Below are 12,026 nucleotides of genomic sequence, written 5' to 3' on the forward strand. Positions count from 1 at the left end.
TATCTGCAATGGGCCTTGACGGCGTTCCGGCGCCGCCTGAGCCGACGCCGCTTCGCGGCGCGGCTTAACTCAGTCGTCAGAGCGCAACCGTTGGAACCAGGGCCTTACTTTGCGGCGTCCTCGTCGAGAAACCCGTCGATCATAGGCACCAGCCAATCGACGCGCGTCGGCACCTTCATGTGATCGGTTCCTGGAAGCACGGCGAGCTGCGCCTGCTGGAGAAGCCGGAAAGTGTCCACAGCGTGTTCGGGTCGCACCACATCGGCATCGCCGACGATAACCAGCGTCGGTGCGGCGATGCCGCGAATCGCCTCAGCCGGAATGTCCTTGAAGTCACGCACGCGCTGAGCCGCCTTGTCATGGAACAGACGCAGATTTTCCGGGTGCGGCGCTACTTTAAGGTACTCCTCCTGCAGTTCCTTCGGCATGTTCTCCAGCGTGGCATTGGCCATGGCATCCCAGAGCCACGGATACGCACCGTCGCGCGTCAGCAGCGCCGACGCGACCACGAGCTTGCGCACAACGTTCGGATGCCTGATCGCCACCTGCAACGCGATGGTGCCGCCATTGCTGAAACCAAAGAGATCCGCCTTTTCGATCCGCAGATAGTTCAACAAGGCCGCGGTGTCGTCGGCCGACTGCTCGAAGCTGAAGGGGCGCTCGACGATGTCGGCCGTGTGCCCATAGCCCTGCTGTTCGAATGCGATGACCTGCCGGTTGCGGGAGAGCTTCGGCAACAGGTGCCCGAAGCTGGTGCCGATCGTGTCGCCACCGCCGTGCAGTAGCACCAGCGGCGGTTGCCCGGGGTTCGCGACGCCGTGGATCTCGAAGTAGATCTTGAGACCGTTAACGGGGGCGTAGCCGGTCTGGACAGACTGCCTGCTCTGGTTCATTGCGGATTTTCCCTGATTCTGTGCGGCTGCCGGTGTCGCGATGCACAACGTCAAAATGACTGCGGCTGCGGTGAACTGAAGAACTTGCGTGATGACGCCCTTGCTCATTACCAATGTCCTCTGATGAGGGGCGGCGCCCCGGCCGACCTTGACCGGTTAACTGCCATCCCCTCCCACATGGACGAATGAGGGCCCCCGGAATCGACATGCTCTGCTTGGGGGGACATGGCTTCAGCTAGCCAACGCCTCCAGGCCATGGCCGCTGACCGGGGAAGATCGCGTTCCAAGATAGCGACACCGCCGAGCCATGGAGGCCACGATGAACACGGACCCGTTCGATACCGGGCCTACGGGCAAATTCCGGACGCTGTGCCAGAAGTATCCCGACGACACCGTATACCGGGGCGCGGACGGTTTCCGGTCGCTTTGGGGCCCAATCTTCTACCGCGGCCGCGCCAACGGCACCGCGCGTCTGCTGGTCATCGGCCAGGACCCCGCGCAGACCGAGGCGGTCACGCGCCGCATTCTGTCGGGCCAGGCCGGCCGCCGCGTGCAGGGCTTCGTCGAGAAGCTGGGTTTCTCGAAGAGCTATCTGATGATCAACGCGTTCGTATACGGCATCTTCAATCAGGACATGGCGCTGCCGCACTTGAACGATCCGGGTATTCAAGCCTATCGCCACCAGTGGCTGGAGGCGGCGTTCGCCAAGGGCAAGATCGAAGCGGTGGTCACGTTCGGCAACCCTGCGTTCAACGCGTGGACCGCGTTCAAGGCGACGCCGGCGGGGCAAGCGGTGACGGCCTTCCATCAGCGGGCGCTGCATCCCACGGCCGACAAACCCGGCGGCCCGATCACGCGCCAGGATCTGCTCGACAATTGGAACGTCGCTCTGAACAAGCTGCGTCCCCACATCCAGAACCCTGACGTGACCAAGCCTTTGCTGCCTTACGGCAACGATTTCACGGCGGCCGAGCTGCCGCCGATTCCAAGCCGGGACTTTCCCATGGGCCTGCAGCCCTGGATGCGCAGCACGGATTTCTGGGCGACGCTGTCCGACACGCCGGGCACCGAACGGGCCAACATCTCGATCGAGGTCCCCTAGGCGGGCTCATCGACCTCGGGCTCGTCGTCACGTCGTCGTGGCCGATCTGGCCGCAAATAGCGCGGGCAGGGCGCCCGCGCGACCGCTTCCGGCCAAAAGGCGGGACGCGGGTGGCCTGAGAACGCCCTCTGGAGCATGCGACCTGGGCGCGGAAACCCCCTTGCGCCGGGCTCAGAAAGGAAATATGATGATGATCATATGAAAAAGACCGCCACCCGCTCCAAAGAAGCCACGCACGACCGCATCGTCGACGCCGCCGCGCGCGCTATCCGTCGCAGCGGCTACAACGGCACCGGCGTCGCGGACATCATGAAGGCCGCCGGTCTGACCCATGGCGGCTTCTATGCCCATTTCCCATCGCGCGAGGCGATGCTGGCCGAGGCCGCCGACCGCGCCGGCGGCGAGAGCGTGGCGATGATGGAGCGCATCGCCGCCAGCCTGCCACCGCAGGAGGCGCTGCCGGCCATGATGCAGGCTTATCTCTCGCAGGAGCACCTCGAAGCGATCGAGACCGGCTGCGCCACGGCCGCGCTGGGCTCGGAGATGCCGCGCCAGGCGCCCGAGGTCAGGCGCGCCGCCACGCGTCGCATCAAGGAGATGATCGATCTCGTCAGTCGCCAGTCGCCCGACTGGGGGCAGCCGGCCGCGCATGAACGCGCGCTCTTCAGCGTCGCGGCGCTGGTCGGTGCCTTGGTGCTGGCGCGTGCGGTCGATGATCCCAAGCTAGCCGACGGGCTCCGCGAAGCCACGCTCAAGCAGCTCATTCCCGCTCATTCCTGACCCTGCCGGACGACAGGGTCTTTCGCCCGCACTTGAATATGATGATCGTCATAAACATGGGTTCTACGCATCCATCTCGGCGTTCATCGCTGCCACTCATCGCATTCGTCGCCACCTCACACTAGAAGGCTTCCCCCAATGAAGATCGAAGGTTCCATCGCGCTGGTCACCGGCGCCAATCGCGGCCTCGGCGCCGCATTCGCGCGCAGTCTGCTCGCAGCCGGCGCGAGCAAGGTCTATGCCGCGGCGCGCGACCCCGCCAGCGTCAGCTTGCCCGGCGTGGTGCCGGTGCGACTGGACGTTACGCAGCCGGAACAGATCGCGGCATTGGCGCGCGAACTGGGCGACGTAACGCTGCTCGTCAACAACGCCGGCATCGCCGAGTTCGGATCGTTGCTCGACCCGAATGCGCTCGACGCGCTGCACCGCCAGTTCGAGACCAATGCGGTCGGGCCGCTGCGGCTGGTACAGGCGTTCGCGCCCATCCTGGCCGGTAACGGCGGCGGCGCCGTTATCAATGTGTTGTCGGTGCTGAGCTGGCTGACGATGCCGGGCAGCGGCGGCTACAGCGCTTCCAAGGCCGCGGGCTGGGCATTGGGCAATGCGCTCCGGCAAGAATTGAAGGCGCAGGGTACCGAGCTGCTGGCGGTGCATTCCGCGGTCATCGACACCGACATGGGCCGCGGCGCGCCGGGAGAGAAGATCGCTCCCGAGGATCTGGTGCAGCAGGCTATCGCCGCGCTGCAGGCCGGGCAGCCCGAGTTGCTGGCCGATCCGACCACTCACCACGTGCATGCCGGACTGGTTGCGCAGCCGCGCGTATACATCGGAGCATCGTCATGAACACCAAAGGATCGGTCGCGCTCGTCACCGGCGCCTCGTCGGGCATCGGCCTGGCCACTGCGGAGCGGCTGGCGAAAGCCGGCTATACGGTCTACGGCACCAGCAGGCGCGGCGCGCAGGCGGGCCAGCACGCGTTCCGCATGCTTCCGCTCGACGTGACCAGCGACGAATCCGTCGAGGCTGCCGTCAGCCAGCTGATCCGCCTGGAAGGCCGCATCGATCTGCTGGTGAACAACGCCGGCTTCAGCGTGGCGCCGGCCGGGGCGGAAGAAAGCTCGATCGACCAGGCCCGTTCCATCTTCGATACGAACTTCTTCGGCATCGTGCGCATGACCCGCGCCGTCGTACCGCACATGCGCCGCAACGGCAGCGGCCGCATAATCAACATCGGTTCGATATTCGGTTTCCTGCCGATGCCGTACATGGCGCTCTATGCCGCGACGAAGCACGCGGTAGAGGGCTATTCCGAATCGCTGGACCACGAGTTGCGCAACCATGGCATCCGGGTCTCGATCATCGAACCGGCAAACACGAACACCCAGTTCGACGCCAACCTGCTGGAGCCCGACGCGAAGCTCGATACGTACCGCGAGGTGCGCGCCGCCGTCGGCGCCAGGCTCAGGGAGCTGATCGAGACCGCCGATCAGCCGGGCATCGTGGCGGATACGGTGCTCAAGGCCGCCGTCGCGGCGAAGCCAAAACTCCGCTACCCCGCCGGTGCTCGCGCGAGCCGTCTGCAGTGGCTCAGGCGATTCGCGCCCGCCGCTATCGTGGACGACGGGATCAGGAAAAACCTGCGGTTTGCCGCGGTTGCTGCATCCAACACGGCTGCCTCGCCGCACCAGCGGACATCGGAGAAAGCCTCATGAAGGCGTACATCCTCGATCGCTACAAGAAGCAAGCCGCGTTGCGCCTGGGCGACATGCCGGAGCCGGAAGTGCGCGACCGGGATGTTCTGGTCGCCGTGCACGCGGCTAGTTTGAACCAGTTGGACGCCAAGATCCGGGACGGCGAGTTCAAGTTCATCCTGCCGTATCGCTTGCCGCTGATCATGGGCAACGACGTTGCCGGCGTCGTGGTCCGGGTCGGGTCGAAGGTTCGCGGCTTCAAGCCCGGCGACGAGGTGTATGCGCGGCCGAACCAGGACCGGATCGGCACGCTCGCGGAATTCATCGCCATCGACGAAGCCGACCTGGCGTTGAAGCCCACCAACCTCAGCATGGAAGCGGCCGCCTCGATCCCGCTGGTGGGCCTGACCGCGTGGCAGGTGCTGGTCGATCGCGCCGAGCTGAAGCGGGGACAGAAGGTCCTGATCCACGCCGGTTCCGGCGGGGTCGGCACGTTCGCGATCCAGTTGGCCAAGCACCTTGGCGCGACGGTGGCGACGACTACCAGCACGGAGAACGTCGACTGGGTCAAAAGCCTCGGTGCGGACGTCGTCGTCGACTACAGGAAAGAGGACTACACGAAGGTCCTGAGCGGCTACGACGTGGTCCTGAACAGTCTGGGCAAGGACACGCTGGAGCAGTCGCTCAAGGTGCTGAAGCCCGGAGGCATGCTCATTTCCATCTCCGGCCCGCCCGATGTCGCGTTCGCCAGGGAAGCCGGCCTGAATGGGTTCCTGCGCCAGGTCATGCGCCTGCTGAGCTTCGGCATCCGCAGCAAAGCCAGGCGGCACGGCATCGGCTATTCGTTCGTCTTCATGCGGGCGAACGGCGAGCAACTGGGCAAGATCAGCTCGCTGATCGAATCCGGTATCGTCCGCCCGATCATGGATCGGGTCTTCCCGTTCCAGGCCACCAATGAGGCGATGGACTACCTCGCGACGGGGCGGGTCAAAGGCAAGGTGGTCGTCAAGGTGAGGTGAGCGGCACGAGCGCGTACGAACCATCGGGAATCGCCCGAACTCCATCGGCCAACGGAACAAGGAGCCGACGAATTCTTTTTTCCATCAGCGGCCAGCGATCGTAAAAAAAGCCGACCTTTGCCCACCGCTGCCGAGGCCTGTCTTCGCATCCTTGTACAGCGTCGGTCCGGAGGCGCACGGCGCCGACGCGGCGGTCGCGCAAGGGCCGGGAAAAAAATCCGCAGGAGCGGCGCGTATCGCGGCCGCGCGCTGACGTCACGGGCCGTCGCTCGGGCGCGACGCGCGCCGCTCCTGCAAGACTCAGACGGGTGCTGCCGAAACGTCTGGAAGGGCGACGTTGCGGACCGCACGCGGGATCGCGTGCCCGTCCATGTTCAGCACCATCACGCGGCCGGCGTTGATCGCGGCGCCGAGTTCGGCGTTCGCGCCCAGCGCCAGCGCGATCTCGTCCAGCGAGGCGCTGGCCGGGGCGCCGCGGCGGTCCTTGCCGGCGAAGCGCCAGCGGTTGTACTCGGCCCACACGATCAGCAGCGTCGCCGCGCACACCGCCATGCTGGGCAGGGCGATCAGCAGGAAGGGTTCGACCCGGTGCTCGCGCAGGTACAGCTCGAAGTAGGCGTTGCGTATGCCGAGCAGCCACAGCACCAGGGTGATCACCGGCATCCACAGGTACACGTACATGCCCCAGAACACCGCGGTCACGAAACCCCAGGCGGTGCGGCGCAGGCGCGGTTGCGCGCGCCGCTTCTGGATCAGGCGCGAGTCGAATCGGGCCGCGCTCAGGCGGGCCGTCTTGAGGCTCAGGTCGGTGGTGCTCATCGGATTCCCCTGTCAGGACTGACCCAGGTCGCACGGGTGTCGCGGCGCTTGAGCAGCGCTTTGGGCACGGCGGTCACTGTGGTCAGGAAACTCAACAACCAGTACGCCATCGGGTACCAGATCATCCAGTAGTAGTTGCGGCCGACGCCGGTCTCGTAGCGGCGGTCGATCACGATGCTGGCGGCGAACTGCAGCAGGCAGACCATCGCCAGGATCATGCCGTGCCACGAGGGCAGCAGACTGCGGATGTACAGCTCCGGCGGCAGGGGTACGGCGAGGCCGACCAGCCACAGCAGCATGATCAAGGCCATGGTGTAGGCCCAGACCACGCTGAACAGGTATTCGGCCATCACCGCCCACATGCGGCGCTTGCGCCACAGCAGCAGATCGCGGCTATGCCGCAGCAGCACCTCGACGCCGCCCTGGGCCCAGCGCAGACGCTGGCGCCACAGGCCCTTGAGCGTTTCCGGCATCAGGATGAAGCACAGCGCGTTGGGCTCGTAGCGGATGTCCCAATGGTCCATCTGCAGGCGCCAGCTGATGTCGATGTCCTCGGTCACCATGTTGTCGGCCCAGTAGCCGATCCGGTGCAGAGCGGTGCGGCGGAACGCGCAGATCACCCCGGACACGGTGAACAAACGCCCGTAGACGCGCTGGGCGCGCTTGATCATGCCGATGATCGAGGAGAACTCGCCGACCTGCAGGCGCCCGAGCAGGGTCGAGCGGTTGCGGATGCGCGGGTTGCCGGTGACCGCGCCGACGCGCTGGCCCGAGGACAGGTGCCAGACCATCCAATGGGTGGCGTACTCGTCGAGCAGGGCGTCGCCGTCGATGCAGACCAGATATTCCGAACGCGCGGCCAGCGCGCCCATGCGCATCGCGTTGGCCTTGCCCAGGTTGCGGTCGAGATGGATCACGCGCAGACGCTGGTACTGCTGGGCCAGGATGTTGAGCTTCTCGGCGGTGTCGTCGCTGCTGCCGTCGTTGATGGCGATGACTTCGAAATCCGGATAGCGCTGTGCCATCGCCGCGGCGATGGTTTCCTGGACGTTGTCGCCTTCGTTGTGGCACGGGATCAGGATCGACACCGGTGGGCTGTGCGCCAGCGGCGGCGGATCGGTGCGCGGGCGCGCGTGGCGTTCGCGGCGCAGGTAGTAGTAGAGCCCGCCGGAGATCCAGAAGAACGACATCACGATCGGGTAGAAGAACGCGAACTCGAACAGCAGGGTGAGGAAACGTTGCATGACCATCTCCTCACTTTTCCAGATAGGGGAACGAGCGCGCGGAGATCGCGGCGCGCGCATCGGCGGTGGCGGGGCGGTCGGCGACGAAATCGTCCGGGTACCAGCCGACGTGGCGTACGCCCTGGGCGAGCAGGCGCCGCACCTGGGCCTGCAAGCGCTCGGCCGGGATCGGCCGGCGCGTGCGCCAGTCCACGGTCTGCAGTTCGAACAGGGTCTGGGTCAGCTGCGGGTCGTGCGTGCGCGCGGCCACGACCAGGCGGTCGAGCCAGGGTTCGGGTTCGCGGCTGCCTTCCATCCACGGCATCGCCATCAGCGCGGTGTAGTCGTAGGCGCGGTTGAAGCTGTCCAGGCGCTGGGCGAACCAGGCTTCGCTCTGCGGCTCCAGCACCGGGCGCGCGTACAGGTTGCGCACGGTCTTGAGCTTGGGCCGCCAGCGTTCGGCGGCGCGCTTGAGTTCCAGGGTGAAGTCGATCAGTTCCTGGGTGCGCGCCTGCGATTGCACCGCCGCGCTGCCCTGGAGTTCGGTGTCGCGCAGGTAGGCGTCGTCGTGGAACAGCAGGCCTTCCAGGTAGGCGCCGGCGGCCAGGTCGGCGTAGATGCCGGCGACCAGGCGCCGCACTTCGGGCCGGGTGTAGTCGAGGCGGTAGACCTCGTCGGCGCGCGCGCCCGGGATCGCGAGCGCGGCGCGTTGCGCCGGGTCGGGCAGTTCGAAACCCAGCACCGGCAGCCAGGCGTACACGACCACGCCGGCACGCGACTTGAGTTGCCAGGCGACACGGTTGAACAGGTCGGCGCGCATCGGCAGGGCGTGGTTGGGGAAGTACAGCGCGTCGGCCGAACCGTTGCCGTCCGGGTCGGCGAAGGCCTGCAGGAACACATGACTGGGCGCGATCTGCTTGACCCGTTCGACCAGGGCGTCGAGGTTGCGCTCGGTCTGGGCCGGGTCGGCGTCGTAGACCGAGTCCAGGTCGATCTGCAGCGCGCGCATGCCGGTGCGCTCCTCGTCGTGACGCAACTGGTAGGCCAGGTCGCCGACGGTGGCGTTGTTCATCACCAGCAGGCGCGCCATGCCGTGCAGGTCGGAGGGCATCGGCGTGCTGCGGCCTTCCAGATCGAAGGAGACGCTCATGCCGAGCTGATCGGCGATGTCGTTGCTGGCGCGGTTGTAGGCCGCGTACGGCCACACCACCGCGCGCGGGGCGCGGTCGAGTTCGCGCTGCAGGCGCGACTTGCTGCGTTCCAGGTCGGTGCGGATGCGGGCGAGGTATTCGGCTTCGGTTTCGTAGCGGCCGGCGGCGGCGTCGTAGCGGCGGGTGACCGCGGCCGGGGTCGAGTTGCCCTGCGGGTTGGAGACGATGCCGTGGTGCAGGTCGTCGCTGTGGCTGGCGACTTCGACCAGGCCGCTGGCCTGCATCTCGCGCAGCTGCGCCCAGGTCACGAAGTCGTCGGCGGTGAACGGACGCGGACCGTAGTCCACGCGCTCGCCGGCCGGCAGTTCGACCCAGTGCGTGACCACCGCGGCCAGGGCCGGGTAGCCGTACGCGCGCAGCAGCGGGAAGGCGTGCGTGTACAGGCTGCGCAGGCCGTCGTCGAAGGTGATCAGCACCGGCTTGGACGGCAGTGCGGCGCCGCCGCGGTTGGCGTCGATCACCTGCGACAGCGAGACCGGGTGGTAGCCGTGGCCGGACAGCCAATCGAGGTGGGCGGCGAAGTTCTGGGTGCTGACGGCATAGGCGTCGGCGTCGCCCTTGCGCGCGACGTCGTCGCGCACATCGTGATAGCTCAGCACCAGCAGCGGTTCGGCGGCCTGTGCGGCGACCGGCAGCAGCAGGCAGAACACCAGCGCGTACAGGATCAGCACGAACAGGACCAGTCGCGAGGGGCGGTGTGGACGGGTCATCTCATTCTCCCCAGCGGAATTCGGCGTCGAAGCCCAGGCGCTGTTCGCGCTGGCCGTCGTAGACCGGGCGCGACCAGTTCAGGCCGTAGCTCAGCACCCGCCCCGGGGCGAATTGCCACTCGTGCTCGTAACGCAGCGACGGCACCCAGGCCGTGCCGTAGTCCTGCTGCCAGTACGCGCCCGAAGACAGGGTCAAGCGCTGGCGGAAGTGGCGGTCGTAGCGGCGCCAGGTCAGGTGATCGAAGCGGACCCCGAACTCGACCGAGGCGTCGCGCGAAGGATTGAAGTAGGGCGCGTCGTCGCGGCTGCCGCGGCCGCTGCCGATGCTGGCCAGGCCGTCGATCAGCAGGTGCGGGCGGCTGAGCAGGCGCTGGTCGAGCGCCAGGCTCAGCTGGTCGCGATTGTTGCCGTCGTCGTAGCGCCAGTGCTGCGCGGTGGCGGCCAGCGAGGTGCGTTCGCTGGGGTGGTAGTCGGCGCCGAACTCGTACAGGTCGGCGGTGATGCCGGAGGCGCGGGCCTGCAGCGAGGCCGCGGCGTCGTTGCGGCTGACGCGCGCGCGCAGGGCGAAGCGGTCGTCGATGCGCCAGCCGGCGTCGATGGCGACGGCGGTGCCGCCCAGATCGTCGCGGTCGCGGCCGACGCGGAGCTTGGCGTCGAAGCGATCGTAGGCATAGCTCAGGCCGAGCTCGTTGCGTTGGGCGACGCTGCGGCCGCCCTGGAGTTGCGCACCTTTGAAATCGGCCCAGCGCCGGCCGCTGCGCGCGAGCAGACGCCAGCGGTCGCCGATCAGCGGGGTCGCCGCTTCGACGCCGTACTCGCGGTCGCGGTTGCCCAAGGGCGAGGCGCCGCCGCCGTCGCGGTTGCGTCCGCCGGCGGCGTAGACGCGTGCCTGCCAGCCACGGCGCATGTCCCAGTTGTTGTCCATCGAGCGCACGTGCGGCTCGTTCGGGTAGCGCGCCAGCAGCTGGTCGTGGATCGGTCGCGCCTGCTCGTAGCGCTGCAGGCTGGACAGGGTTTCGACTTGGCCGATGCGCGCTTCGACGTTGCGTTCGTCCAGGGTGCCGGCGATCGAGAAACGTTCCAGCGCGCGCTCCTGCCAGCCGCGGAACCTGTAGATGGAGCCGAGCGTGGTCTGCAGGTCGGCGTTGTTGGGACCGATCGCGGCCAGCGGTTCGATCATGGCCTGGGCGCCGGGCAGGTCTTCGCCGAAGGCGCGGGCCATGGCGTAGTCGGTTTCGGCGTCGTAGCGCTGCCAGTTCTCGAAGCCGCGGCGTGCGCCCGGCGCGCGCGGCCAGGGCGTGCGCGCTTCGACCAGCCCGCGCAGCAGCGGCAGGGCCAGGTCGTAGCGTTCGCGTTCCAGCTGGGCGTAGCCGAGCTGGATCGGCAGGTCGGGGTCGTCGGGATCGGCCTGCATCGCACGTTCCAGTACCGGCGCGGCCTCGTCCGGACGGCGCAGCGCGAGCAGGGAATCGCCGACCGCGCCCAGGGCATAGCCCGGCACCGGACGGCCGCCGGCTTCCAGGCGCAGGTAGTCGTCGGCGACTTCCTGATGGCGGCCGAGGCGGTTGAGCACGATCAGGCGGTCGTAGGCCAGGCTGGCCGGTTCCGGCGTGCCGCTGCGCGCGAGTTGGGCGCGGTAGGCCTCGATCGCGGCCTCGGCGGCACGCGCTTCTTCCAGGCGGGTGGCTTCGTCGACCGCATAGAGCTTGCTCCAGACGATGCGCCGGGCCAGGCCGGCGGCGTCGAGGCTGGCGGCTTCTTCGGCGCTGAACACTTCGGGGCGGGCCAGGTACAGCTTGCGCGCGCGGTCGCGGGCGCCGATGTCGGCCAGGGTCAGCACGCGCAGGCGGTACAGGCGCGCGTCGGCGGGCTGCGCGGCGAGGTGTTGTTCGATCAGGGACAGCGCGCCCAGCCAGTCGCGGTCCGCGCGCAGCTGCTCGATGCGGGGGTAGGGAATCGCGGCCGCGGCCTGACTCGCAGCGGCAGCTACTGACGCGACGGGGAAAGTTCCACCGGCCAATGCCAAAGCCAGGGACAGCGAAAGTGGATGGAAAGCCTGCATGGATAGTCCGTATCCCGTGTGACCTAGCGGGGGCGGGCGGCCCCCGGGTAGTGGCTCAAAAAATGTGAGCTAAGTCACAGGTTGTAGATGCAAAGTCCGTGCCATTTGGCTCCTTGGACGCCGTTTTGTTCAGTTAGGACGGGCACTTACGCGCTTGAGGCGCCCTAGGCGGGCTTGAGCAGCCTGAGCCCCGGCCGGCGGGGTCGGCACGCGGGCAAAAAAAACCGGCGCGGGGCCGGTTTGGGGGACAGGAGCAGAACCTGTCGAAGCGTCGGTCGCGGCCACCGGTGCTGCCCGGCGGGTGCGGTCTGTGTACTTAGGGATGATCGGCGTGCCCGATCCGTCGCAAGCCGCTCGGTCGGCGGCCGGGTGGTGCCGTGCGGCGGATTGCGGCCGACGGTTCCGCGGCGACAGCGGCCGGCAGGCGGAGCATTCCCAGTCCGAAGTCATCGGCGTCCCTTGCGGGCCATGACCGTGCGTATCGCGCCCAGCAACCCGATGCTCGCTTGAGCGCCC

General features: G+C 67.5%; 10 protein-coding genes. 5 read left to right on the top strand and 5 right to left on the bottom strand.

Annotated elements, in window-relative coordinates; genetic code table 11:
• Positions 1 to 104: 104 nt before the first annotated feature.
• On the bottom strand, positions 105 to 1,001 hold the full coding sequence (locus ASD78_RS19225) for an alpha/beta hydrolase (RefSeq protein WP_200944281.1): 897 nt from the start codon (positions 999 to 1,001) through the stop codon (positions 105 to 107).
• A gap of 211 nt (positions 1,002 to 1,212) precedes the next feature.
• On the opposite strand from ASD78_RS19225, the gene ASD78_RS19230 reads away from it, so the two are divergent.
• From ASD78_RS19230 to ASD78_RS19250, 5 genes are all read left to right on the top strand, one after another.
• Positions 1,213 to 1,995, top strand: coding sequence for a uracil-DNA glycosylase family protein (locus ASD78_RS19230; RefSeq protein WP_055910675.1), 783 nt, complete (start codon positions 1,213 to 1,215; stop codon positions 1,993 to 1,995).
• Between the two features lie 135 nt (positions 1,996 to 2,130).
• The gene (locus ASD78_RS19235) at positions 2,131 to 2,775 is read left to right on the top strand and encodes a TetR/AcrR family transcriptional regulator (RefSeq protein ID WP_235566548.1); all 645 of its coding nucleotides are present in this window, start codon (positions 2,131 to 2,133) and stop codon (positions 2,773 to 2,775) included.
• Positions 2,776 to 2,913: 138 nt separating this feature from the next.
• Entirely contained in the window at positions 2,914 to 3,618 is a 705-nt protein-coding gene (locus tag ASD78_RS19240) for an SDR family oxidoreductase (RefSeq protein WP_056104495.1), read from the top strand.
• A complete protein-coding gene (locus ASD78_RS19245; RefSeq protein ID WP_056104498.1) occupies positions 3,615 to 4,487 on the top strand; it encodes an oxidoreductase in 873 nt (290 codons plus the stop codon). Before ASD78_RS19240 ends, ASD78_RS19245 begins: the two co-directional genes overlap by 4 nt.
• Positions 4,484 to 5,485, top strand: a complete 1,002-nt coding sequence (locus tag ASD78_RS19250) for an NADP-dependent oxidoreductase (protein WP_056104500.1) — start codon at positions 4,484 to 4,486, stop codon at positions 5,483 to 5,485. Before ASD78_RS19245 ends, ASD78_RS19250 begins: the two co-directional genes overlap by 4 nt.
• A gap of 300 nt (positions 5,486 to 5,785) precedes the next feature.
• Here the strand turns inward: ASD78_RS19250 and pgaD are convergent, their stop codons facing one another.
• Genes pgaD through pgaA form a run of 4 tightly spaced genes read right to left on the bottom strand, consistent with a single transcriptional unit; the run spans position 5,786 to position 11,510 of the window.
• Complete coding sequence (gene pgaD / locus ASD78_RS19255; protein WP_056104503.1) at positions 5,786 to 6,304, bottom strand: poly-beta-1,6-N-acetyl-D-glucosamine biosynthesis protein PgaD; 519 nt, start codon at positions 6,302 to 6,304, stop codon at positions 5,786 to 5,788.
• Positions 6,301 to 7,548, bottom strand: coding sequence for a poly-beta-1,6-N-acetyl-D-glucosamine synthase (gene pgaC / locus ASD78_RS19260; RefSeq protein ID WP_156087896.1), 1,248 nt, complete (start codon positions 7,546 to 7,548; stop codon positions 6,301 to 6,303). Before pgaC ends, pgaD begins: the two co-directional genes overlap by 4 nt.
• A gap of 10 nt (positions 7,549 to 7,558) precedes the next feature.
• Positions 7,559 to 9,448: a poly-beta-1,6-N-acetyl-D-glucosamine N-deacetylase PgaB gene (pgaB, locus tag ASD78_RS19265; RefSeq protein WP_082575733.1), complete on the bottom strand. Its 1,890-nt coding sequence runs from the start codon at positions 9,446 to 9,448 to the stop codon at positions 7,559 to 7,561.
• 1 nt (position 9,449) lies between these two features.
• Positions 9,450 to 11,510 (bottom strand): poly-beta-1,6 N-acetyl-D-glucosamine export porin PgaA, encoded by a 2,061-nt coding sequence (gene pgaA, locus ASD78_RS19270; protein ID WP_082575734.1) that lies wholly within the window; start codon positions 11,508 to 11,510, stop codon positions 9,450 to 9,452.
• Positions 11,511 to 12,026 lie beyond the last annotated feature (516 nt).

Source organism: Lysobacter sp. Root667 (assembly GCF_001427715.1).
Taxonomy (GTDB): Bacteria; Pseudomonadota; Gammaproteobacteria; order Xanthomonadales; family Xanthomonadaceae; genus Lysobacter.